The sequence below is a fragment of the Corynebacterium uberis genome, from assembly GCF_020616335.1.
Classification (GTDB): domain Bacteria; phylum Actinomycetota; class Actinomycetes; order Mycobacteriales; family Mycobacteriaceae; genus Corynebacterium; species Corynebacterium uberis.
In genome coordinates this window covers 87898-111452 of sequence record NZ_CP085051.1, presented here as the reverse complement: position 1 = coordinate 111452, position 23555 = coordinate 87898, and the positions used below count along the sequence as shown (strand labels likewise).

The following is a 23555-nucleotide window of genomic DNA, read 5'->3' as shown; positions in this document are numbered from 1 at the left end:
TCACCACAGCCGCGGTAGCTGTGGCACCTGGGGCAGCTGGGGAAGCTGCGGCAGCAGCTGTGAGGACTCCGGTGCCACCGGAAGGCTCGAGCCCGCGGGGGGCAGGAGGGCGTCGAGAAGCGATGGCTGACCCGCCGGCGCTAGCGGGGCAGCCGGTACCGCCGGGGCGTCCGGGACCAGCGCCCCCTGGACGTCCTGGGTCAGCTGCGCCGGCGGACCGTACGTGCTTGCCGCGACGGAAAAGCCCGGGCCAATCGACGCCGTGGCGTTGATGGTGTGGTCATCCGACCAGCCGAACTTTGTCCCCGTCACCCCCGGCAGCGTGGCGGTGCCGTAGTCCTGCCGATAGCCATCCGCAGCCACCGGGGCGGCCGTTTCCATGCCGCGGATCAGGGGCGCATCCACCGGGTTGTAGCGCACCGCGTTGAGGAAGGCCGTCACGTCATTCGTCGAGGTGGTGGTGTGCCCCCAAAAGCCGTTGTAGTGGGTGTTCGCCAGCCCAAACTCCGCGGCGGTGGCGCTGATGGCCTGCGGGTAGGTGGCATCGAGCTGCGTGGCCGTCCCATCTTGGGAATAGCGGATCATGTCCTCGACCCGGGCGGCATCCCCCGGGGAACCATGATGCAGCACCCAATGGCCCAAGTACAGCTTGGCCAAGGACAACGCGGGGCGCGACTCATCCGCATTAGCGGTAGCCACCGTGGGCCCACCCTCGACCCGGAGGGTGAGCTGCGTGCGCGGCGGCACCGCCGCCGGATCAAGAGTCAACGCCGAAGCAGGAACGGCCACACCGGCCACCGCCAGCGCCACCGCGCCGGCACCCAGGGCCGCGCGCCGCGCCAGGGCCGACGCGCAGGAAGTCACAGCAGTCATTGCCACAGTATAGGGCCCCACAACCGCCGCGCGGCGCCACAATCGGCTAATCCTGATCCAACAGGCCCAAAATGTCTTGGCCTTCTGCACCGGCGTCCGCCTGCGGGTCCGGGTCCGTGTACGGGGCGACCTCGCACAGCGTGACCACCGCGCCGGTGGAATCGGCCACCACCGCCAGCCGGCCAAAGGGCGTGTCCTGGGGGCGCGCAAGCACCTCGCCGCCCAGGCCGGGCACCGCGGCGGCCGCGGCCGCTAGGTCCGCCACGCCCACGAAGCTCTGCCAGAAGCTCGGCACCTGGGCGCCCGTGCCCGAGGCGTCGCGCAGCCCCGCGAACGCCGCCCCGCCAGCCACCGCCGTGGCGTAGCCGTCCGCCTGGGCGATCATCCAGTCAAAAAGGAAGTGGTAGAAGTCACCGGCGGCCTCAAAATTCGTGGTGGCCGTCAGCTCGTGCCACACCGGGGTGCCCGGCTCCCCCGCGGCCACAAAGTGCTCCGGGCCCGCCGGTTGCAGCAGCCCGCACAGCGCCCCCGCCGGATCCGCCACCACGGCAGACGTACCCATGGCCACCCGGTGCGGGCCCGAGAGCACCCGGCCGCCCAGCTCCTCTACCCGGCGCAGATCCCGGGAGATGTCCCGCGCCCGGAAATACGTCACCCAGGTATCCGGACCGGCGGCGTCGGCGGGCTGGGCCACAATCCCGGCGACGGGCAGGCCCCCGGCGCGGGCGATGAGGTAGTCCTCATGGCGCGCGTGGGGGCTGATGGACCACCCCAACACCTGCGTATAAAAGTGCGTGGAGCGCCGCGGGGAGGAGCTGAGCAGCTCCCACCAGATGGGCATGCCAAATTCTGCGTCGAAGGCGGGCATGAGCTAGAGGTTCCTCCACTTTTCCGGGTCGAAGTCATCATTGGCGGTGGCCTCATCGAAGTAGTCCTGATCATCCTCCGCGACCACCGTGGCGCGCTGGCCGGAAAACTCCACCACGTCGCCCGGGCGCAGCACATGGCCGCGCTGCGTGCACGGCTGCCCGTCAACCAGGACCTCGCCTGCGGCGATGGCCGCCTTGGCCTCACCGCCCGTGGCCGCCAGGGCGGCGAGCTTGAGAAACTGGCCCAGTTTGATGGACTCATCGCGGATGGCTACCTCAAAGGACTGCATGGACGCCAAGTCTACGGGGCCGGAGCCGGGGCCCGGGCAGGGACTGCGGCCGGTGTGCAGGCTAGCCCACCACCACGCGCAGCCCGCCGAGGATCATCGCCACGGCGAGCACCAGGAAGATCGCCCCGGCGATCGCATCCATGAGCCACCAGTATCGTATGATGCGCGCGGCGGCCGCCCCGGCAGCCAGCGCCAGCCCGGCGAACCAGGCCAGCCCGATGGCCACCATCGCCACGGCCACCCCCAGCCCCCAATGCCAGCCCATCTCCGGGCCGACAAACTGGGCGAACACGGCGCCAAAGAACACCAGCGCCTTGGGGTTGGCCAGGTTGACAGACAGCCCGTAGCGCCAGGCCGCGGCCAGGCTGGGGGCGGCCGGGCTGGCGCCGGTCAGGTCGACCGCCTCTGTGCCCCGGGCGGCCAGCCCGCCGCGCAGGGCCCGGTAGCCCAGCCACGCCAGGTAGGCCCCGCCGATGACCTGGGCCCAGGCCAGCAGGTGCGGGTGGGCGGTGATCAGGGCGGCCACCCCGGCGAGGCTGGCGGTGATCCAGCCGGCGTTGCCGGTCATCACCCCACAGGCGCAGGCGACCCCGGCGCGCCGGGAGCGCAGGGCCGTGCGGATGACGGCGACCACGTCCGGGCCGGGGCTGAGCAACGCCACAATCCATACGCCGAGCAGGGTGGTCAGGGAGGCAAGGGTCATGGGCGCTACCGGCTAGACCTGGTCGCGGGGCATGATGTGGATGCGGTCCACGTTGACGTGGTCGGGCAGGCTGGCCACCCAGCGCACGGATTCGGCGATGTCTTCGGCGGTGAGGTTGAGGTGGCCCTCGTAGACGGCGGCAGCGCGCTCGGCATCGCCGTCGAAGCGGATCAGCGAGAAGTCCGTGTGCACCCGGCCGGGGTCGATTTCGGTGACGCGCAGGCGGGCGCCGTCGGCGGCCTCCTCGAGGCGTTGGACGCGGGTGAGCGCGCGGACGCCGAACTTCGCGGCGTTGTAGCCGGCGCCGCCGACGTAGGGTTCCAACCCGGCGATCGAGCCGATGGTGATGATCTGCCCGGCGGGGGCGGCCAGCAGGGCGGGGCGCAGGGCGTTGGATACGCGCAGGGTGCCCAGCACGTTGGTCTCATACATCCACCGCCAGCCGGCGATGTCCGCGTCGCGCACCGCGTCGAGCCCCTTGGCCCCGCCGGCGTTGTTGACCAGCAGGTCGAGGGCGCCGATTTCAGCATCCACCCAGGCGGCCAGCTCGTCGACGGAGTCTTGAGAGGTGACGTCGAGCTCGTGGGCGATGCCTGCGGTCTCGGCGGCGACGGCGTCGATAAGCTGCTTGCGCCGGGCGGCGACGATGACGCGCCAGCCGTCGGCAGCCAGGGCGCGGGCGCTGGCGGCGCCGATTCCGGACGAGCCCCCCGTGATCAGTGCGGTTTTAGTCATGCTTTCTAGTGTGCCATTATGCGCGACAATGGTGACTATGAATTTTCACGGATTGCAGCGCATGGCCGCGGGGCAGTGGCATCTGCCGTGGGGCCCGGAGGAGACCGCTGAGCGCGAGCGGGTGGCGCGGGTGATGGCGCGCTTCAACGCGCTGGCCAACACGGATTCGGCGCAGGCGGGGGCACTCCTCGATGAGCTGTGCGGCTGTTCGCTTAGCGACGTCTCCGTGCTCGCCCCCGCGCACATCGAGTACGGGTGCCACCTCACGCTGGGGCGCGGCGTGTTTATTAATGCGGGGGTGACCATCCTCAATACGGCCCCGGTGAGTATTGGGGAGGGCACGATGCTGGGGCCGAACTGCCAGCTGATTACCGTGGGCCACCCGGTCAATGATGTGGCCATGCGCGCCGCCGGCTGGGAGCGCGGCACCCCGGTGCGCATTGGGCGGGATTGTTGGCTTGGCGCGGGGGTGACGGTGCTGCCCGGGGTGAGCATCGGGGACCGGGTGACGGTGGGGGCGTGTTCGGTGGTCACCAGGGATCTGCCGGATGATTGCCTGGCGGTGGGCACGCCGGCGCGGGTGGTGCGGCGGCTGGGGCAGCAGGCGCCGCAGCTGCGCCGTGAGCGGGAGGAATTACCACCGGACGCCCCTATGGATGCTATATACAAATAGGTAGTCAAAGTGACCTGAGTAAGACACCTAAGGGCCGAAAGATACCTTCAATATACGAAAGTATCCCGGCAAAGGTCCGAAGGAGTCCACCCGTTTTCCCCCCTGAGAAAATTTTCCTTTAACGGGGGGAAAGTGCATCATCGGCGCAGGTCAGCAGGCATTTTTGGGGACGTGTCACCTAGTTTATGTTTCTTTTATTGGACACGGAAGCCTTGCTATTCTCCGGCAAAAGACTAATCCTTGAGTCGTCTGAAGGCCACGAAAATCAAGGGGCATCACGCTTCACCGGCTCCGGCGTAGGACACAAGAGAACAATCTTCGGATTGCACTCCGCTTTATGTGCCACGGCCTGAAGGGCGCGGCCCACCCCGCACCGCGGGACGCCACACCATCGAAGAAATTCACGAATAATCCGACAGTTATCCACCGAAGGAGAATGCATATGCGCGCCACTCGTCGCATCTCGGGGATCATCGCTGCCGCCGCTGTGGCTCTGTCGGCCGCGACCGTTCCGGTCGTCGCCAACGCTGAGACTCACCACGACGTCTACCCGGAGACCCCGAAGCTCAACCCGAAGCTGCCGATCGTCAACACGACCCACGGCTCCGACCACATCAAGGCCAACATCCTCAACCCGCACCCCGTGTGCAACTCGGGCGAGGATTACCGCACCGTGGTCTACAAGGTCAAGGACAACTTCACTCCGGCCGGCACGATCTCCACGACCAACAAGTCCAACACCGAGATCCCGCTGTCGCAGAACCTGAGCAAGTCTCAGACCATCTCCATCACCATCAAGGGTGACCGCACGGACACCACCTCCTTCAACTTCGGTGGTTCCCACTCCCAGGATGGTTCGACCGGTTCCTTCGGCATCACCAAGACCATCACCAACCAGATCGGCGCGTCGATTTCCTACTCGCTGACCTGGCAGGCCGGCCAGACCATTGGCCCCTACAAGGTGCCCGCCAACACCACCGGCGAAGCCACCTACGGCTTCCGCACCATCCACCTGGACGGCACCCAGCAGATCTGCCGCCCCAACGGCACCTGGTCCACCCCGACCCCGTGGCGCGTCATCGCCCCGCTGAAGAACGAGGTCCAGGTCAAGATGTACTCCGACCCGGCCGACTCCTGGCTGGGTAACACCGAGGCCGCCGGCGAGGTCGACGAGGACGGCAACGAGGTTGCCAAGCCCGAGGTTGTCACCGACGACGCCGCCGAAGAGGTGCAGGACGGCGAGAACGCCGAGCCCACCGCTACCTCCGACGTTGACGAGGACACCGACACCGCCACCGAGGCCGACGCCGATGAGGCCGAGGCTGTCGAGGCTGAGGCTGCTGAGGAGCCCAAGCGCGAGTCCAAGGTTGAGATCGAGGACACCAAGCAGCCCTACGACCTGACCCCCTACTACAAGGTCGCCGCTGGCAAGGCCAAGGGCTTTGCCGGACTGGTTGCCGTCCGCGTGAAGAACGTGGGTGAGAAGCGCTACTACCAGGACGACATGTCCACCCGCTTCCGCATCGACGTGCACACCGCCGATGGCCCCGAGGGCGTCGATCGCCTGATCACCCCCGGCTGGTTCAACGGTGCCTACACCCGCGACCTGGGCTTCGACCCGGAGACCTCCACCCGTTCCTTCGAGGTGACCCTGTCCAACCCGATCAACGCTGGCGAGGACAAGCTCATTGCCAACCTCAACTTCGGTGACGGGCTGACCAAGGAAGGCCGCCTGAAGAACTACATCACGGTGACCCAGATCGGCCGCATCGACGGCGACGAGACCACCGACAACGATCAGGACGTGGATTCCCGCGACTTCACCTGGGATCACCTGGGCCGCAAGAACGCCGGTATCTTCTGATCTGATTGATCGCTGAGGGCACCAACGCCCCCACCGCTCACACCGCGCGCACCGCCACTACCGGCGGGGCGCGCGGTTTTCTTTGTCCAGTACTGCCCTGCCCGTTGCGCCGCCGCGCTGCAGCCTGTGGGCCCCGCCCCGCACTCACTACACTGGGCCATCGATCATGACTGCCTCCGAACCCTTTGACCTGACCCGCATGGGCGCCGGCCTGCCCGTGGCCGGGGTCCTCGACCAGGTGGCCGCCGCGCTGGCGCCCGAGTGCACCCCGCGCGCCGTCGTGCTCACCGCCGAGCCCGGCACGGGAAAGACCACGCTCATCCCGCCGCTGGTGGCCACCCTGCTCACCGGGTCGAAGGTGCTGGTGTGCATCCCGCGGCGGGTGGCTGCCCGCGCGGCGGCGACGCGCCTGTGCCAGCTGTCCGGCACGCGGTTGGGCCAGGCGGTGGGCCTGCGCATGCGGGGCCACTCCACCCCCGGCGCGCGGGTGGAGTTTGTCACCCCGGGGGTGCTGCTGCGCATGGTGCTGTCCAGCCCGGATCTGCCGGGGGTGGGCGCGGTGGTCTTTGATGAGGTCCACGAGCGCCACCTGGAGGCGGACCTGGCGGTGGCGCTGGTTGCGGAGGTCGCCGCGGTGCGCGAAGACCTGGCCGTGGTGGCCATGTCTGCCACGTTGGCGGCGCAGCAGTGGGCGGCGGTGTTGGGCGGGGCGCCGGTGGTCACGTGTGCTCCGGGGGCGGCTTACCCGGTGGAGTGGTCATATCACCCGCATCCGGATCGGCTGGGCCATACCCGCGCCCAGCGGTTGGCGTTTGCGCGCCATCTGGCGGGTTTGGCGGCTGGCGATGTGGCCGCCCACGGGCAGGGTGTTGTGGTGTTCGTGCCCGGGGTGCGCGAGGTGGCCGATACGGCCGCGGTGGCGCGCCAGTTGACGGAGGTGCCGGTGGTGGAGCTGCACGGGCGCCAGTCGGCGGCGCAGCAGGCGGCGGTGCTCGACGGCGACGGCGGGGCGCGCATCGTGGTGGCCACGGCGATTGCGGAGACGTCGCTGACGGTGCCGGGGGTGCGCGCGGTGGTCGACGGTGCCCTGGCCCGCGAGCCGCGCCGCGACGCCGCCCGGGGGTTCGGCGGCCTGGTCACGGTCAGCGCTGCGGCCAGCCAGGTGGAGCAGCGCGCGGGCCGGGCCCATCGCCTGGGGCCGGGCCGGGCGTATGTGGCGCTGAGCCCGCAGCAGCGAGCGCAGCTGCGCGCGTGGCCGACCCCGGAGATCCACACCGCCGATCTGACGGACTTTGCCCTGGTCACCGCCGCGTGGGGCACCCCGCGGGGGGCGGGTTTGCCGCTTATCGACGCCCCCGATGGTCCCGCTCTCGACGCCGCCGAGGCCACCCTGCACGCCCTGGGCGCGCTCACAGACCGCGGCACGGTCACCGCCCACGGGCAGGCCTTGGCCCGCCTGCCACTGGACCCCCGGTTGGGCTCCGCGCTGCTGACCTTGGGCGCCGGCGCCGCAGAAACCCTCGCCCTGATTGCGGAGGGCGCCAGCGGCGACCTGGCCGCCCCCGCGGCCGCACAGGCCGTCCCCGCCCGCCAGGTTGCCCGACTGCGCCGGCTGGCCAGCGCGGAGAGCGCCCCCGTGCCCGCCGGGGTGGTGGTGGGCACGGCGTTTCCGCAGGCCATCGCCCGCGCCACGGGCAACCCCGGGGAATACCTGCTCGCCTCCGGCACGCGGGCGAGCCTGCCGCCCGGATCCGCACTGTCCGGCGCGCCCTGGCTGGCCATCGCGCAGGCCACCCGCTCGACCAACCGCGCCGGGGCGACCATCCGGGCGGCTGCCCGGATTGAGCAGGACCGCGCCGTGGAGCTCATCGGCGTCACGGACGATACCGAGGTGGAATTGGTCGACGGGCGGCTGCGGGCGCGGCGGGTGCGCCGCGCTGGGGCGATCGTCTTGTCTACGACGCCCGGCACGGTCACCCCAGCGGAGGCCGGCCCAGCGCTGGCCCGCCTGATTGCCGAGCGCGGCACCGGCATGTTCGCATTCTCGCCCGCCGCGCGCGAGCTGGCCGACCGGCTGCGTTTCCTGCACCGCCAGTGTGGGGATCCCTGGCCCGACCCGGACGCCGCCGATCCTGCCGCGTGGCTCGGCCCGGAACTCGACCAGGTGGCGCGCGGCGCGACGATCGGGAACGTGGATATGCTGCCCGCCCTGCGCCGACTCATCCCCTGGCACGCCGGGGCGAGCATCGATGAGGCTGCCCCGCAGCGCCTCGCGGTGCCCAGCGGCAACCACCCGCGCATCGACTACTCCTCCGGGCGCCCCGTAGTGCGCGTCAAGCTCCAGGAATGCTTCGGGCTGGAAGAAAGCCCCCGCATCGCCGGGGTGCCGGTGCAGTTTCATCTCCTATCCCCCGCCGGGCGCGAACTGGCCATCACCGATGACCTGGACTCCTTCTTTGACGCCCCCTACCAGCAGATTCGCGCAGAGATGCGGGGGCGCTACCCCAAGCACCCGTGGCCGCAGGACCCGCGCACCGCGCAGGCCACGGCACGCACCACCCGCGCCCAGTCCCGCCACGGCGCGCGGCGCGGCTAACCCACCTGGACCGGCTGCGGGGCGCCCAAGCGCACCAGCGCGGCTGCCGACAGCTGCGTGATCCCGGCGGTCTCCTGGGCGCGGGCCTGGCGCAGGCGGAAGCCCGCGGGAAGCTCGCAGTCACAGGCCGCCGCGGCCACAGCCAGGGCCGGCAGGTCTGCCGGCTCGGCGCACAGTTCGATGGCGCTGATGCCCAGCAGCGCGCTGGCGCGGCACGCACCGCGCACGAGCGCGGCGGCGGTGGCGGCGTCGGCAGGCAAGCCGGAGGGGACCGCGATGAGTACGCGATGGGCGTCGAGAAGCGGACGACTATCTTGATCCATGCCCGCCGATGCTAAGCATGCCCCCTGGCAGCAACACCCCGTCCCGCGTAGGGAAGCGCTGCCAGTGCGCTCACTGACCGCTGATCTGCTGCCAGGTCAAATAGATACTCATGACAACAACCATGACCAACAAGGCAGCCCGAATCAGCCGCGTCCCACCCGCAAACACCGTGCGCGCCCCCAACTGAGCACCCACAATATTGGCCGCCGCCAACACCAACCCCAACGTCCACCACATGTGGCCGCCCGCAATAAACACCACCAGCGCGCCGAAATTCGTCGCCGTATTAATCACCTTGGACAGCGCCGCGGAGGTAAGGAAGTTGCGGGACAAAATCCCCGTCATCGCCATGATGAGGAACATGCCCGTGCCGGGGCCAAACAGGCCGTCGTACGACGCGATGAGCGCCACCGCCGCCACCGCCGCGATGCGCCGCCTCGACCACGCCGCCGGCAACGGGCCCTCCGTACTGCCCGTACCAAAACTCGGGCGCAGCGCCACAAACGCCCCCACGGCCAGCATCAACACGATGACCACCGGGCGCATGATCGACTTATCCACATGCGAGACCAACGCCGCCCCGCAGCCCGAACACACCGCCGCCAGCAGCGCATAACCCAACGCCAAACGCAGCGGCGGGCGCACCCGGCGCGCCATCGACACCGCCGCCGACGCCGTCCCCGACACCGCGGCCAACTTATTACTAGCCAAGGCCACCGGCAACGCCAACTGCGGACACACCGCCATGATCAAAGGGATGAGCACCAGCCCACCGCCGCCAATGACGGCATCCACCCACCCGGCAACACCGGCACCTGCGATCAAGATGGCCCAGCCTCCGGCCGCTAACTCCACTGCTACCCCTTCATGCCTGTGACGTTGCGCGCCCATGCGCGCACACCTTCACTCCTAGACTAGGAGACATGGTTGTTCACTGTGGCCGTACCAGCACTCGCACCAGCACCAGCGCCAGCACTAGCACCAGCGTTTCGGCGGCGGGAGCCAGCACCCTGGCCAACGCCGCGCCCCGCTCGCGCCGTCGCCCCGGTGCCGCGGCAGTATGCCTCGTGGCGGCCGCGGCGCTCGCCGGTGCGACCGGGATGGCTGGGCTGACCGGGTGCACGCCGCACGACCCGGCCACCACACCCACCTCCGCCCAGCTCTCCGGGTCGCCACAGGATGCGCCCCACCCCACCCAGCCCGGCACGCCTGATTCCCCGCCCGCAGGCGACCCCGCGCAGGCCAACCCCACCGCGCCCGCCGCTGCGCCCACGCTGCCCAATGCCCCTGATGCCAATGGCCAGGCGGGCGTGCCTGTGCTGCCCGCCGGCCAGTACCGGCTCACCCTCGCCGCGGACGAGCACCTGCTGTGCACCATCGGCAACACCGATGACGAGGTCCTCCTCGACTGCCTGCCGGACTTCCCCGTGCGCTGGAAGAAGCAGAATCAGCCCTGGCCGCAGGCCAACCGGCTCATCGTGCGCGCCACCGACTCCGGCCTGGTCGACGAGGCCGCCGCGGATGTGGGCGCCGCCCACGGGGCAACACCGCCCGGCGACTTTCAGGACCTGCCCGCACAAGAGGTGGTCATTGGCGGCCAGCAAGTCTCTACCGCCGTGCCCCACGAGGCGCGCATCGGTGCTGTGACCATCACCCCCGACTCCTATGCGGTCGCCCAGTGAGCCGCCGGTGGGTGCTCGTCATCATCGCCACCGCGGTGTTGGGGTGGCTCTTTGAGCGCGTTCACGTCCCCGCCGCGTGGATCCTCGCGGCCATCCTCACCTCCGCGGCGGCGGCCCTTCTGACGTCCCGCGAGCTGCCCGTCAACGACCACTACTACCGATTCGGCCGCGGCATCATCGGCGTACTCGCCGCCCTGCCCCTGCTCAGCAGCTCCCCGGCCACGCTGGCCGGATACCTCATACCGGGGTTGGCCCTCGCCGGCGCCAGCCTGGCACTATGCCTGGGCGCAGGCTGGGTGCTGGCCCGCTGGGAACCCACGGTCAGCGTGCAAACCGGCGTACTGTCCATGCTGCCCGGCGGGGCATCCATGATGCCCGCACTCGCCCAAGAACTCGGCGCCGACTACCGCTACGTGGCACTGTCCCAATACCTGCGCCTGGTGCTCGTCTCCGTCACCCTGCCCGGGGTCGCCCACCTGCTGTCCACCCCCGGCGGAGCGCAAGGCGCCACCACAGGGCACGTCACCTGGTGGGCGGTCATCATCATCGTCGCCATCGCCTTGCTTGGCGACGCCGCCGGCTCCCTCATCCACCTGCCCGCACCGTCCGTCCTGGGCCCCATGGCACTCACCGTCCTAGTGGGCCTGTGGCTTCCCGACGACGTCTCGCTCACCCCACCACACCTGCTGCAAATCCTGGCGTTTACCTCCATCGGATGGATCTGCGGCGGCGGAATGTCCCTACCCGCCCTGCGCCACTTCGCCCGCCAACTGCCCGCCATCGTGGCGTTTATCGCCCTGCTCATGGGCCTGTGCGCCCTGGCAGGGTGGGCATTAAGCGCCTGGAGCGGGTGCACCTACTTTGAGGCCTACCTGGCCACCAGCCCCGGGGCGCTGGAAACCGTGCTCGCCCTCGGCGCCGCCGGCGGGGCAGGCGGCGTAGTGGTGGCGTTCCAGATCATCCGCCTGGTGTGCGTGCTCCTGCTGGCCGGGTGGCTGCCGCAGCTGATCGGCTGGGTCAAACGGCTGCGGGGCTAACGGCGCAGGCGGGCGTGGAATACTGAAAACTCAAATTTTAATTCCGAAGACCGAGAGAGGCGTTATCGGATTTCTCGCGCAACCATCTCTTCATGGAGATCTAAACCATCACACACTGCGTTGCGGCGCCGGTTTCGATCTTCCTCAGCGAAGGCCTGAACGTCCTCCGTTAATACCCGGTAGTGACTTCCCACTTTCCTAAAGGGAATGTCACCTGCCCGGATGTGCTTCATCAGCGTTGGACGGCTGATACCTAGTTGCTTGGCGGCCATCGTAGTCGTCAGTTCCCGGGGAGTAGGCGAGATGGTGATCGACTCCCCTCGGGCAATTGCCGCTACAACATCACGGACTATGTGTTCTAGGTCCGGAGGCAGCGGCACCATCACCTCGTTTCCAACGTCGCCCTGCCGGTCACCGGACATAAACGCCGCGGCGCTGCGCTCCTGCTGTGCAGTGACAAGAAGATTCTGGGTCATTGTTCCCCCCTTTGTTAAAGGCAGTGGATGGCCCCACGCTACCCGGTTTCACTTATAAGTGCAGGCGAATCCGGAGTGGAGCGATCCCTTCCCTTTCCCCCCTAGTCCAGGACCTCCGAGCGCAGCACCGACATGGGCACCGAGCCGAGCGCCAGGGCCTGGCTGTGGAATTCGCGGAGGCTCAGGCCCTGCTCCAGGGCGGCGTCGCGGGTGTCTTCCCAGGCGCGCTGGCCCAGGGCATAAGACGGGGCCTGCCCCGGCCAGCCGAGGTAGCGGTCCAGCTCGAAGGCCAGATTGGCCTCGTCAAGCGCGGAGTTATCGCGCAGGAAAGACTTGGCATACGCCCCGTCCCACACGCCGGTGCCCTCGGGAACCTTCTTGCCCAGGTGGACACCGATGTCCAGGACGACGCGCGCGGCGCGGAGCCGCTGGGCGTCGTAAAGCCCCATGAGATCGGCGGGATCATCCATGAGCCCCAGGTCCGCCATGAGCTGTTCGGCGTAGAGGGCCCAGCCTTCGCCGTGACCGGAGATCCAGCACACGGCGCGCCGCCAGGTGTTCAGCGCGTCCGCGTCCAGCAGGGCGGTGGCGCATTGGAGGTGGTGGCCGGGCACGCCCTCGTGGTGGACGGTGGTGCGCTCCTGCCAGGTGTGGAAGGTGGTTTGGCCTTCCGGCACGGACCACCACATGGTGCCGGGGCGGGTGAGGTCATCGCTGGGCGGGGTGTAGAAGATGCCGCCGGTGCCGGCCGGGTCGATGCGGCATTCGATGGCCCGGACGCGCTCGGGGATGTCAAAGTGGGTGCCGGCCAGCGCGTTCATGGCGCGCGCGGTGGTGGTGGCCATGAACTCGGTGAGCGCGTCGGTGCCGGTGACCAGGTAGCGCTCGTCGTGGTTGAGCAGGTGGAAGGCCTGCCGGGTGGAGGTTTCCGGCCCGTAGAGGTGGTGGGCGATGTCTTGCTGGCGGGCGCGAATGTCCGCCAGGCGCTCGAGGCCCCACTCGTAGGCCTCGTCAAGGTCCACCACGTCGCCGACGTGGAGGTGGGAGAACAGCTCGTAGCGTTCGCGGCCCACGGCGTCACACTCGGGGGCGTGGGAGGCGAGCTGGTCCGTGAGCCAGTCCGCCATCTGCCCGAAGGCCACCTTCGCGGCGCCGACCTGAGGGTTATCCGCATCCAGGCCGAGGTTTTCCAGCATGGAGCCCTCGCGTGCCAAATCCTCGCACTGGGCGACCACAGCAGAGACCTGCCGGATGGCGGCCACCTTCCCACCAGCTGCGGCCTGGGAGAGCGAATCCCGGTAGCCGGCAAGAGCTGCGGGCACCTGGTCCAGGCGGGAACGGATGGCCTCGCGCTGCTCGTCGGTGTCCTGGCCCATCAGAAGGAAGGTGTCGCGGATGGTTTGGACGGGGCTGTCAATGTTGTTGAGGTTGCGCAGATCCTCGCCGCTGTGGTGGAGGTCCAAGTCCAGGCAGAGGCGGTCGCGCAGGGCGGCTGCGGTGACGTGATCGACGGCGTCAAAGTCATCCTCGTCATCGCAGGCGTCAGTGCCTTCGTCGAAGGCGTCAACGTCCATCACCATTTCGCGAGTGCGCTCGGCGACGGCGGCGAAGTGGTCCGGGGAGAAGTCCTCCAGTTCGCCTTCGTGTCCGGGGATGCCCCACGCGGTGGCGGCGGTGGGGCACAGTGCGGCGAGGTCGGCAACATAGGCTTCGCAGGCGGCGTCGAGAAGCGACTGCGCGCGGTGACTGTGCTGATCTGCGCTATCGGAATCGAAAGACGTCATGCCTGGCCACTATACCCACCGACGGGCAGTGTTTTCCGCGGCTACGCTGGGTGTGGTGAACGCAGCGGACAAACACCAGGAACAGGACCTGGACCAGGCCCTTAATCGGGCCGCCGCAGCGGTGGCCACAGCGCAGCGAGTAGTGGCATTTACCGGCGCGGGCGTCAGCGCAGAATCCGGACTGGGCACCTACCGCGACGAAGGCACCGGGCTATGGAACAACGTCGACCCCGAAGCGCTGGCCAGCATCGACGCGTGGGCGCGCGACCCGCTACCCATGTGGGCGTGGTACCGCCACCGCGCACACCTCTCCGACGACACCACACCCAACGCCGGGCACGTGGCACTCGCCCAGCTAGGAGAGCTCGTTGACCTCCACGTGGTCACCCAAAACATAGACAACCTCCACGAACGCGCCGGCTCACCCCGCGTCATCCACCTGCACGGCTCACTGTTTTCCTACCGCTGCACACTGTGCGGACGGCCCTGGCGCGGACCGGTCGAAGACGACCGCCCGCCCGACTGCCCGCGCTGCGGAAACCTCGTGCGCCCCGGAGTCGTGTGGTTCGGCGAACCACTTCCCGCCCGCGAATGGGACGCCGCCGAAGAAGCCATGACCTGCGCAGGCGTAGTAATTATTGTGGGCACATCCGGCGTGGTGCAGCCCGCCGCACACCTGCCCGTACTCGCCGCACGCGCCGGCGCACACCTAGTGGAGGTCACCCCCTCCCCCACCGAATTCGCGCCGCTGGTGGACTATCCCCTGGCGGGCACGGCGGCGACGGTGCTGCCCCGATTGGCCGCACGCGTGCGGGAGGTGCGGGAGGTGCGACAGGGCTAGGGCGAGATGTTTTAGGCCGCCCACCGGACCATTCAGCAGACCCCCCACCGGACCGCTCAGTCTGCATTCTCGGGGGTTTGTTAGACAGCATTGTCTGGGATGCGCTAGCATGTCCGCCATGAAAGCACTCGCCGCAGCCACCCACACGTACGCGCGACCCACTCGGCCCGCCGCCATGTGCCTGCACCTGATTCGGCAGTGCCACCACATCACCCGCCCCGAACTCGTCGCCGCCACCGGCCTGTCCCAGCCCACCATTGCGCGCGCGACGGCCGCTCTCATCCGCGACGGATTCATTGAGGAGCGCCCCGATCACGTTCGTCGGCCGCGGCGCGGTCGGCCCACCATTCCGCTCCAGTTGCGCCATGGCGGGCCCCTGTATGCCGGTGTGGCCATCGGTACCACCGCCACCTACGTGGCCTTCTATGACCTGCGCGGACGCACCGTCGCATCCACCAGCGTGGACATTTCTGTGGCGCGGACCAGCCCGCAGGATCTCCTTGAGCACATCATCGCCGCGATCAACCGGCTCAACACCGGCGTGGGCCGCCCGCTTGCCTCGGTGGGGGTGACCACGTCCGGGCACGTCAGCGACCACGGCGTGGTCACCGCCGCCAACCTCGGCTGGGAGAAGGTGGATTTCTCCGCCGCGCTGCGCTATCACTTCGACGTCCCCGTCAGCGTCACGGGCGCGGTGCCGGCCATCCTCGGCGCGGAGATGCACACTGGGGCTTTGCCGCCCAAGGGCACCCGCGTGGCCCCCACGCTGGCGCTGTTTGCTGATGACTCCGTCAGCGCCGCGATCTCTGGCGCCGACGCGGTGCGCCAAATCGCCACGCTGCCCGCCCCCCAGGGCCGCCTGCTGCCCACCGCCGGGCGCTCCAGCGAGGACTGCCTGTCCACCCGCGGCTTTTTGGGGCTGCTGCGCGAACGCGGATTCTCGTCTGCCACCCTGACCGGGGCGGTGCGCGCCGGCACCCGCGATGCCCGCGTGCGCGAACTCCTCGACGAGCGCGCGCTTTTGCTTGCCGACGCCGCCGGGGCACTCGCCCGCAGCCACGGCGCCGGCACCATCGTGCTCGCCGGCAGCGCGTTTAGCCAGGATCAGCGCGCCCCGCGCGTGTTCGCCCGCCGCATCGCCGCCACAGGCCCCGGCCGGCTGAGCCTGCGGATGATTCCCGCCCACCGCGACATCGTCCACACCATCGCCCGGGCCGTGGCCCTGGACTCCGTGCTGCGCGTTCCCGAGGATCTGCCGCCCGTGCGCGTGGCCCAGGATGCTGAGGCCAGCGGGCGGGCGCGCACGGTGCGTGCCGCCTAGGCCGCAGGTGGCGGGGGCGCTGGTGGCGGGGGCGTCGATAAGCAATCGCCGCTAGACTACTTGGTCCGCACATGACATACTGCCTTGTCGGGTTGCTCACATCCGGCGCCCAATCCGGCATGCCCGCGATTGTGCGCGCGTTATACCCCACGAGCACCTTTATCTTTACCTAAACAGGAGGACTTTTCGTGACCGCAACCCAGACTGCGCCGAGCCCCACGCGGCGCCAGCTACCTAGCTGGATGACCAACTTCGGCGTCCAGGTCATCGTGGGACTCATCGTCGGGCTGGTGCTCGGCTTCTTCGCACGCGGGATGGCCGGTGCGGACACGGAGGACGGCAACTGGCTGATCACCCTGCTCAGCGCGATTGGCGATACCTACGTCCAGCTGCTCAAGCTGCTCATCCCGCCGCTGGTCTTCGCCGCCGTGGTCACCTCCGTAGCCAACCTGCGCAAGGTCACCGGCGCCGCCCGCCTGGCCGTATCCACCCTGGTGTGGTTTGCCATCACCGCCTTCTTCTCCGTCATCGCCGGCATCATCGTCGCGCTGCTGCTCCAGCCCGGCGTAGGCACGAGTATTGACCCGTCGACCGCCGCCGCGCCGTCACATACCGGCTCCTGGTTTGGGTTCCTCCAATCCATCGTCCCCGCCAACTTCCTCGGGCTGTCCGCCGCGGCGAAGTCCACCGGTGCGATTGGCCTGAACTTCAACGTGCTGCAAATCCTGGTGCTCTCCCTGGCCATCGGCGTGGCCGCCGTGCGCGCCGGACGTGCCGCCGAGCCGTTCCTGGCGTTTACGGAGTCCTTCCTCAAGATCATCCAGGAGGTGCTGTGGTGGATCATCCGCCTGGCCCCGATTGGTACCGCCGCGCTGATCGGCAACGCGGTGGCCTCCTACGGCTGGGAGGCCCTGGGCTCGCTGGGCAAGTTCGTCATTGCCATCTACGTGGGCCTGGCGCTGGTCATCGGCGTGATCTACCCCGCCGTGCTCGCGTTTGCCGGGCTGCCGGTCGCCGGATTCTTCCGCCGCGTGTGGCCCGTGACCTCACTGGGCTTTGTCACCCGCTCCTCCATGGGTGTCATGCCCGTGACCCAGCGCATCAGCGAAGAGTCCCTGGGCGTGCCCCGCGAATACGCCTCCTTTGCCATCCCGCTGGGCGCGACCACCAAGATGGACGGCTGCGCCGCCGTCTACCCGGCCGTGGCTGCCATCTTTGTTGCCCAGTTCTATGGCATTGACCTGAATATCACCCACTATCTGCTCATCATCTTCGTCTCCGTCATCGGTTCTGCCGCCACCGCCGGTACCACCGGCGCGACGGTCATGCTCACCCTGACCCTGTCCACGCTGGGCCTGCCGCTGGCCGGCGTGGGCCTGCTGCTGGCTATCGAGCCGATCATCGACATGGGGCGTACCGCCGTCAACGTCACCGGCCAGGCCTTGGTGGCGGCCGTGGTGTCCAAGCGCGCCGGAATCCTCGACCAGGAAATCTGGGACGCCGCAGAGCACCCCGCGCACGCCTAGATTTCGTAGGATGTGGCGTATGGATGCCTTTGATCCCTCCGCCACCACCATCCGCAAGGAAACCGACGCCGACATCGGGATCATCGGCCGACTGATCAGCCAAGCCCTCGCCGACGATTACCATTCGTGGCACATGGTGCCCCGGCTCGTCGATACGCTTCGCGACGCCGATAGCCTCACCGTCTCCCTCGTAGCCATCCACGATGCCGACTTCATCGGCTACATCGGCGCCACCCCCGTGACCACCGACGCCCCCGGACACTGGTACTTCCTGGGACCCCTGGCAGTCCACCCCGCAGCCCGCCACCACGGCATGGGTACCCTGCTGGTGCGCCGCGCCCTGGAAGCCCTGCGCGACGTTGGTGCGGCCGGCATCATCGTGCTGGGCAACGACAACTTCTACGAAGGCTTCGGCTTTCACAGCCAACCCCACCTCCACCTCGACGGCGCGCCCCACGATGCCGGACACCTGTTAACCCTGACCATCGCCCCAGACGCCACCCCGCCGACCTCCGGCACCGTGGTCCTTGCCCCCGGAAAGGACGCATAATGCGCACCCTGTGGCGCTTCCTGGTCTCCTCCGCCACCACCGCCATCGGCCTGTGGGTAGTCACCCTCCTGCTGCCCAGCGCCCACGTTGTGGCCAGCGGACTGGGACCCGGCACGCCGACGGCCGTGGTTTACATCATCGCCGGGGCGATCATCGTCCTGCTCAATACCTTCATCCGACCCCTGCTGCACCTGCTTGGCCTCCCCTTTACTGTGATTACCCTCGGGCTGTTCAGCGTGGTAATCAACGCCATCATCGTGCTGATCTCCAGCTCCATTGCAGATAACTACGGCGTGGGGCTGGCCGTGACCTCCTTTACCTCCGCCGTGCTTGTCACGCTCATCCTCGGCGTGGTCTCCATGTTCACCTCTCCCCTGGCCTGGGCGCTACGCGGGCGGTAACTGTTCTTGGTTGGCTGTGGATAACGGGTGGTTGTCCACAGGGGGGCGGGGGTGTGGCGCTGTTTGGCCTGGTGGAATCTCACCGAATGGTGACCGCTGAAACCAGACTCCACGCCTAGTCGAGGCGATCGCGCAGAATAGTGGAACAAAGGCCCTGAATTGTCTGATCGAGCGGGCCGCAGCACATGCGAAACAGCCCAACGCGCACACAAAAGAACGATCGCCTGCCACTAAACGGCGTATTGCAACCATCACCCATATTCGTTGGGCGTGCCTCTATGATGCATGCGGTTAACTATTCACATTTCTATTGCGGCAAGAGTCACTGGGCAGTAGTGTAAGAATTATGAGAGAACACAAGCTTACATCTTTGATCTTTGGAAATGTGGTCATAGAATCGATGATCACTGGCGCTCAGGTGCGGTTATACAGCGAAGATCTGCGGTCCTACTACTACCGGCCAACTCCACACGCGGAGATCTCCATGCCCCTGGATGAATTAAGGGAGAAGATAACAAAGAAAGAAACACAGGAATTAGCGGAAGTCATATTCGACTCCGTCTCCGAGGAACTGGAAGCAAATTATCCCGGAGGACTAGAGCGGGCCAAAAGAGAATTTATGGAATGGCTAACTCTCTAGAGCTTCAAAACGTTGATTAACCGCGACTCGAGCTAAACCCGTCACCGATGATGATCGGCGACGCACATGGCTTCATCGTCCCAGCCGGAGGAGGCGGGGATGGGGTTGCCTTCAGCTTTGGCTTCGGGATCGACCGGTAGAAATCCGGCGTCCCTCACCACACCCGGCTGCTGTGGATAGCAGGCCATTATCCACAGGGAGCGGAGGCGTGGCGCCGTTTGGCCTAGTGGGTTCTGGGATGGGCGCGTAGACAATACAGACATGACGGGGGGATTTTGGCAGGCAGGAATACCGGGAGCTACAAGGTGGGGTCAGCCCCACGAGGGGTTGACGCTGAGTCGAAGTTTTTCAGCCGAACAAGCTGAGCTCGACGAGCAACAGGCCCTAAAAGCTGCGATGCGATGGGCTGGCACCCACCCATCCAGCATCATTTGTGGCCGCTCCGCGGCGGCCTTTTATCAACTTCCCTTGTCAACCAACACGATGATTACGCAACCGCGTCCCGAAATCGCCCGGCCACGTGGCTCCCGCCGCGCGCCCAACATCGTGACCCGACTTGGGCACTTTCCTCAAGGCTTTCACGTCACCGGCGTGACACACCCTGATTTCCCACGCCCGCTACTGGTAACCAGCCCTACCCGCACCGCACTTGATTGCGCACGCTGGCACCATCCCTGCGACGGCGTAGTCATGGTCGACCACCTGATCAAGCAAGGGCTGACGAGTCCCGACTTGCTCAGGCAGTGCCTGACAGACATGTCTGGCTACCCCGGCATTGCGCATGCCCGGCACGCCGTCCGCTTAGCTGCTGGCGCTTCTGAAAGCCCCAGAGAATCGGAAGTGCTCTACTGGATTGTCGAGTCCGGACTACCACTACCTCGACAACAGGCCATCATTGTGGATTCACGCGGCGTCTTTGTGGCACGCGTTGACATGCTGTTCGAAGACGTCAAGCTGTGCGTTGAATACGACGGCCGCGCCAAACTCCAAGGCGCCTACGGCATCCCCCCGGACGAAGCTGCGCGGCGGGAAGTAGACCGTTCCCGGGGCATCACTAACGGCGGATACAGAATTATTCACATCACCGCAGAGAACTTCCGCGATGGATCTGGCATCCGGCTGGTTGCCGAAACCTACCGGTACCTCAAGAAGATCGGATATGGCCGGCGTTAGCGTGCGGATCGCTCCCGGGGCGGCAGTAATGTCTATCTATTCACACTTCGCGCGGGGCGATGTCTTCACGGATTTTTCGGCGCCGGTGTTTCCGCAGGTCAGAATTTAGTTTCCGCGGCAGGTTACGACATGTTCGAATAATCTGCTCTGCAAGACCGCCGCAATGCAGCCAGCCGCACCGGCGTTGCCACCGGGACCGCCACCGAACCACGAACAGCTCCGGCTATCTCCTGCCAGACCGATCAGTTGTAACCAGCTTCAGCCGGAGCGGCCGTGTACGCCCCAGCGCGGCAGTATGCCTATCACTTCACACTTCGCGCGGGGCGATGTCTTCACGGATTTTTCGACGCCAGCGTTTCCGCAGGTCAGAATTTAGTTTCCGCGGCAGGTTACGACATGTTCGAATAATCTGCTCTGCAAGACCGCCGCGCACCACACCGGCGCCAGCCGCACCACCGCACCACCGCACTGCTGCACCGGCGCTAACACCGGCCGGCATGCGCGCTTGCTTGAGCTGGCCTGCTAGAAGCGGTCGTCGTGGCGTCGATTAGCTTCGCGGCCCGGGTGTTCCGGTGACTCTGCCGGGTAGCCGGCGGCAATGACCAGGCCAACCGAGCGATCCTCCTGGCCGCCCAGGCCCACGGCCTCCTTGATGGCCTCTTCGTCCCAGCCGGTGGTCGGGCTGGTGGCCATGCCTTCGGCCTCGGCGGCAATGAGCAGGAATCCGGCGACGAGCATGGCGTCCTTGATTCCCTGTTCGCGCAGGTACTGGGGGCTGCGCCCTTCGCGGAAGCCGCGGACCTTTTCGGCGCCGGCACCGAGGATGGCTTCGGCGTCGTCGGGAAGCAGTTCGGAGCGGCCGGTGACAATGAAGACGACGGGGGCGTCAACAAATTGTTTCTGCCCGGAGGACTCATACAGGTCTTGCTTGACGGCGGGGTCGCGTACGACGATGAGGTCGCGCATCTGGGCGTTGAACGCGCTGGGGGCTTCCAGGGCGAGTTCGGCGATGCGGTCGATGACCTCGTCGGTGGGCTGCTGGTCGGTGTATTTGCGGGTAGCCCGGCGAGTACGGATGAGTTCTTCCACAGAATTACTTGTCATGACAGCAAGTGTACGCTGGCGGGCACTATGCGTCAGTTGCCTGATTTCCTCGCTCCCGCCGATGAGGTAGCCCCGCAGTTGCTGGGTTGTGTGCTCCATGCACGCGGGGTGGCGCTGCGGATTACGGAGGTGGAGGCCTACCTGGGCAGCAAGGATCCGGCGTCCCATGCCTTTCGGGGGCCCACCCCGCGCAACCGTGCGATGTTTGAGCGCGGCGGGTGTTTGTATGTGTATTTTTCTTATGGCATTCACCTGGCGGGCAACATTGTGTGTGGCCCGGAGGGTACTGGCCAGGGGTGTTTGATCCGCGCCGGGGAGATCGTGGCAGGTGCAGCCACGGCGCAGCAGCGGCGCGGCCCCAAAGTCCCGGCGGCGCGGTTGGCCCAAGGCCCGGGCAACGTGGGCCAGGCGCTGGGTTTGCGTATTGACGATAACGGGGCACGGCTGACGGGCCCGGAGTTTGTGCTGCGGCCCCCGGAAGACGGTGCGCGCCCGGAATGGGTGCGCGGCCGGCGGATTGGGATTTCCAAGAACGCGGATGCGCCGCTGCGGTTTTGGGTGCCTAATGATCCTTCGGTGTCGTCTCCGCGGAGCCGTGCCCGGGCGTGGCAGCCATGAATTCGGCTAGCGTTTGCCGCCCGCCTGCCTGCTCGAACTCGGCGCGCGCGGCGTGGCGCAGGGGGGCGTCGGCAAGCAAGTCGATGGCGAGCTGAGCCAGACCTGCGGCGGAGTCGACGGCGGTGGTGATGGCGGTGTCCGTGCGGGCGGCGGCGGCCATGTCGGTCGTGTGGAGGGCCACGGATTCGTCGGCGATCTTGACCAGCGGGTGGATGCCGGGGATGAGATGGGAGACGTTGCCAAAGTCCGTGCTGGCGGCGATGGTGGCGGGCAGCACGCCGGCGGGCAGGACGTCGCGGCCACGGGCGCGTTGGGTGGTAGACCAACGCTGCGCCATGGTGTGGTTGTTGCGCACCGGCAGGGACGCGGGGTGGAGGTCCCAGTGCTGGTCAACGTCCACGCCGGCCATGAGTGCCGCCCCGTCGAGCACCTCGGTGACCCGGGCGGACAGATCCATGAGCGCTTCCGGGATGAGCGAGCGCACGTAGAGCGAGAGGCTGGCGGTGTCCGGGATGACGGACGGGCGGTTGCCGCCTTCGGTGATAATCGCGTGGAGGCGGTCGCTCGGCGGGATCTGCTGGCGCAGCAGGCCCAGGCCTTGGTAGGCCAGGCTCGCGGCGTCCAGTGCGTTGCGGCCCATGAACGGTTCGGAGGAGGCGTGGGCGGAGCGGCCGTGGAACGTGGCGGTCATGGTGCGCCGGCCGTTCCAGGCTTGCTCGGCGACGTCGTAGCTAAACGGGTGGACCATCATGGCGTAGTCGATGTCCTCGAACGCGCCGCCGCGGATCATGTACTCCTTGCCGGTGTGCCCCTCCTCGGCGGGCGTTCCCAGCAGCACGATTCGCCCGCTGACCTGAGGGTGTGCGCTCAGCGCGGCGGTTGCGGCCAGGTAGGCGCCCACGCCTGCGGCCGCGATGATGTTGTGCCCGCAGCCGTGCCCGATGCCCGGCAGGGCGTCATATTCAGCAAGGATGCCGATCGTGGGATCGCCCTCCTGGAAGTTCGCCGACGTCCACTGGCTGCGCAGCGCGGTATCCAGGCCCGCAACGCCGACGGTGACCTCATGGCCCTGGGCGCGCACAAGGGCGGCGATCGCGGCGGCGGCGTGGTGCTCGGCGAAGGCTTCCTCGGGGTGGTCATGCAGGTCAAGGGCAAGTTCGCGCAGCTGGTCACGCAGGTTATCCGCGCTTGTCGACGCCGCCTCCCACAGCGCCTCCTGCCCCGCATAGCTGGGTGCCTCCTCGGCGGAGGTTGCGCGCCTGGCCGCTTCCGCGCGGCGGGCAATCCCAGCGTTCATGTCATCGATGTAGGCGTGTGATGGCTGTGACAGGCTCATGGCTCCCCCATTATGCTCTCTGCGCTCGCGTTGCGGTTGCGGCTGCCCGCTGAGTGTGCGGGCCCGGTGTGTGCGGCTGCCCGCTGAGTGTGCGGACCAGCTTGATGTGCGGGCCCGGTGTACGTGCGGGCCGCCCGCG

General features: G+C 67.7%; 24 protein-coding genes. 13 read left to right on the top strand and 11 right to left on the bottom strand.

Annotation, left to right across the window (positions count from 1 at the left end; all coding sequences use genetic code 11):
- The 5 genes from LH390_RS00455 to LH390_RS00435 form a co-directional block, all read right to left on the bottom strand.
- Entirely contained in the window at positions 1 to 873 is an 873-nt protein-coding gene (locus tag LH390_RS00455; protein ID WP_227281112.1) for a hypothetical protein, read from the bottom strand.
- Positions 874 to 919: 46 nt separating this feature from the next.
- The gene (locus tag LH390_RS00450; RefSeq protein WP_227281113.1) at positions 920 to 1741 is read right to left on the bottom strand and encodes a VOC family protein; all 822 of its coding nucleotides are present in this window, start codon (positions 1739 to 1741) and stop codon (positions 920 to 922) included.
- Between the two features lie 3 nt (positions 1742 to 1744).
- Positions 1745 to 2032, bottom strand: a complete 288-nt coding sequence (locus LH390_RS00445; RefSeq protein WP_227281114.1) for an RNA-binding S4 domain-containing protein — start codon at positions 2030 to 2032, stop codon at positions 1745 to 1747.
- Positions 2033 to 2093: 61 nt separating this feature from the next.
- A complete protein-coding gene (locus tag LH390_RS00440) occupies positions 2094 to 2735 on the bottom strand; it encodes a LysE family translocator (protein WP_227281115.1) in 642 nt (213 codons plus the stop codon).
- A 12-nt stretch (positions 2736 to 2747) separates the two neighbouring features.
- Complete coding sequence (locus tag LH390_RS00435; protein ID WP_227281116.1) at positions 2748 to 3470, bottom strand: SDR family oxidoreductase; 723 nt, start codon at positions 3468 to 3470, stop codon at positions 2748 to 2750.
- A gap of 37 nt (positions 3471 to 3507) precedes the next feature.
- Between LH390_RS00435 and LH390_RS00430 the strand changes: the two genes are divergently transcribed.
- The 3 genes from LH390_RS00430 (at position 3508) to LH390_RS00420 (ending at position 8603) form a co-directional block, all read left to right on the top strand.
- Positions 3508 to 4143 (top strand): sugar O-acetyltransferase, encoded by a 636-nt coding sequence (locus LH390_RS00430; protein WP_227281117.1) that lies wholly within the window; start codon positions 3508 to 3510, stop codon positions 4141 to 4143.
- 442 nt (positions 4144 to 4585) lie between these two features.
- Positions 4586 to 6007, top strand: a complete 1422-nt coding sequence (locus LH390_RS00425; protein WP_227281118.1) for a hypothetical protein — start codon at positions 4586 to 4588, stop codon at positions 6005 to 6007.
- A gap of 166 nt (positions 6008 to 6173) precedes the next feature.
- On the top strand, positions 6174 to 8603 hold the full coding sequence (locus LH390_RS00420; RefSeq protein WP_227281119.1) for an ATP-dependent helicase C-terminal domain-containing protein: 2430 nt from the start codon (positions 6174 to 6176) through the stop codon (positions 8601 to 8603).
- Here the strand turns inward: LH390_RS00420 and LH390_RS00415 are convergent.
- Together LH390_RS00415 and LH390_RS00410 are read right to left on the bottom strand one after the other, a co-directional pair.
- Positions 8600 to 8926 (bottom strand): hypothetical protein, encoded by a 327-nt coding sequence (locus LH390_RS00415; protein ID WP_227281120.1) that lies wholly within the window; start codon positions 8924 to 8926, stop codon positions 8600 to 8602. The two genes, LH390_RS00420 and LH390_RS00415, sit on opposite strands and share 4 nt — an antisense overlap.
- 70 nt (positions 8927 to 8996) lie before the next feature.
- A complete protein-coding gene (locus LH390_RS00410; RefSeq protein WP_227281121.1) occupies positions 8997 to 9818 on the bottom strand; it encodes a TSUP family transporter in 822 nt (273 codons plus the stop codon).
- 32 nt (positions 9819 to 9850) lie between these two features.
- Between LH390_RS00410 and LH390_RS00405 the strand changes: the two genes are divergently transcribed.
- Both LH390_RS00405 and LH390_RS00400 read left to right on the top strand, forming a co-directional pair.
- On the top strand, positions 9851 to 10609 hold the full coding sequence (locus LH390_RS00405; RefSeq protein WP_227281122.1) for a hypothetical protein: 759 nt from the start codon (positions 9851 to 9853) through the stop codon (positions 10607 to 10609).
- Entirely contained in the window at positions 10606 to 11646 is a 1041-nt protein-coding gene (locus LH390_RS00400) for an AbrB family transcriptional regulator (RefSeq protein WP_227281123.1), read from the top strand. The genes LH390_RS00405 and LH390_RS00400 overlap by 4 nt, the downstream gene beginning before the upstream one ends.
- Before the next feature lie 62 nt (positions 11647 to 11708).
- Here LH390_RS00400 and LH390_RS00395 read toward each other — a convergent pair whose 3' ends face one another.
- Positions 11709 to 12122, bottom strand: a complete 414-nt coding sequence (locus LH390_RS00395) for a helix-turn-helix domain-containing protein (protein ID WP_227281124.1) — start codon at positions 12120 to 12122, stop codon at positions 11709 to 11711.
- Between the two features lie 101 nt (positions 12123 to 12223).
- Positions 12224 to 13906, bottom strand: a complete 1683-nt coding sequence (locus LH390_RS00390) for a DUF885 domain-containing protein (RefSeq protein WP_227281125.1) — start codon at positions 13904 to 13906, stop codon at positions 12224 to 12226.
- A gap of 55 nt (positions 13907 to 13961) precedes the next feature.
- Here LH390_RS00390 and LH390_RS00385 point away from each other — a divergent pair, with 55 nt between their 5' ends.
- The 7 genes from LH390_RS00385 (at position 13962) to LH390_RS00355 (ending at position 20358) form a co-directional block, all read left to right on the top strand.
- Entirely contained in the window at positions 13962 to 14747 is a 786-nt protein-coding gene (locus tag LH390_RS00385; protein WP_227326833.1) for an NAD-dependent deacylase, read from the top strand.
- A gap of 118 nt (positions 14748 to 14865) precedes the next feature.
- Complete coding sequence (locus LH390_RS00380; protein WP_227281127.1) at positions 14866 to 16068, top strand: ROK family protein; 1203 nt, start codon at positions 14866 to 14868, stop codon at positions 16066 to 16068.
- Between the two features lie 242 nt (positions 16069 to 16310).
- Positions 16311 to 17594, top strand: coding sequence for a dicarboxylate/amino acid:cation symporter (locus tag LH390_RS00375; RefSeq protein WP_227282674.1), 1284 nt, complete (start codon positions 16311 to 16313; stop codon positions 17592 to 17594).
- Between the two features lie 19 nt (positions 17595 to 17613).
- The gene (locus LH390_RS00370) at positions 17614 to 18144 is read left to right on the top strand and encodes a GNAT family N-acetyltransferase (RefSeq protein ID WP_227281128.1); all 531 of its coding nucleotides are present in this window, start codon (positions 17614 to 17616) and stop codon (positions 18142 to 18144) included.
- Complete coding sequence (locus tag LH390_RS00365; RefSeq protein WP_227281129.1) at positions 18144 to 18545, top strand: phage holin family protein; 402 nt, start codon at positions 18144 to 18146, stop codon at positions 18543 to 18545. The genes LH390_RS00370 and LH390_RS00365 overlap by 1 nt, the downstream gene beginning before the upstream one ends.
- A gap of 346 nt (positions 18546 to 18891) precedes the next feature.
- Positions 18892 to 19185 (top strand): hypothetical protein, encoded by a 294-nt coding sequence (locus LH390_RS00360; protein WP_227324328.1) that lies wholly within the window; start codon positions 18892 to 18894, stop codon positions 19183 to 19185.
- Positions 19186 to 19941: 756 nt separating this feature from the next.
- A complete protein-coding gene (locus LH390_RS00355; protein WP_227281131.1) occupies positions 19942 to 20358 on the top strand; it encodes a hypothetical protein in 417 nt (138 codons plus the stop codon).
- A gap of 522 nt (positions 20359 to 20880) precedes the next feature.
- Here LH390_RS00355 and LH390_RS00350 read toward each other — a convergent pair.
- Positions 20881 to 21462 (bottom strand): nitroreductase family protein, encoded by a 582-nt coding sequence (locus LH390_RS00350; protein WP_227281132.1) that lies wholly within the window; start codon positions 21460 to 21462, stop codon positions 20881 to 20883.
- A 27-nt stretch (positions 21463 to 21489) separates the two neighbouring features.
- On the opposite strand from LH390_RS00350, the gene LH390_RS00345 reads away from it, so the two are divergent.
- Positions 21490 to 22080 carry a DNA-3-methyladenine glycosylase gene (locus LH390_RS00345; RefSeq protein ID WP_399524751.1) on the top strand — a complete coding sequence of 197 codons (591 nt, stop codon included), beginning with the start codon at positions 21490 to 21492 and terminating at the stop codon, positions 22078 to 22080.
- On the opposite strand, the gene LH390_RS00340 is transcribed toward LH390_RS00345, so the two are convergent.
- Positions 22025 to 23416, bottom strand: a complete 1392-nt coding sequence (locus LH390_RS00340) for a M20 family metallopeptidase (protein WP_227281133.1) — start codon at positions 23414 to 23416, stop codon at positions 22025 to 22027. The genes LH390_RS00345 and LH390_RS00340 overlap by 56 nt on opposite strands.
- Positions 23417 to 23555 lie beyond the last annotated feature (139 nt).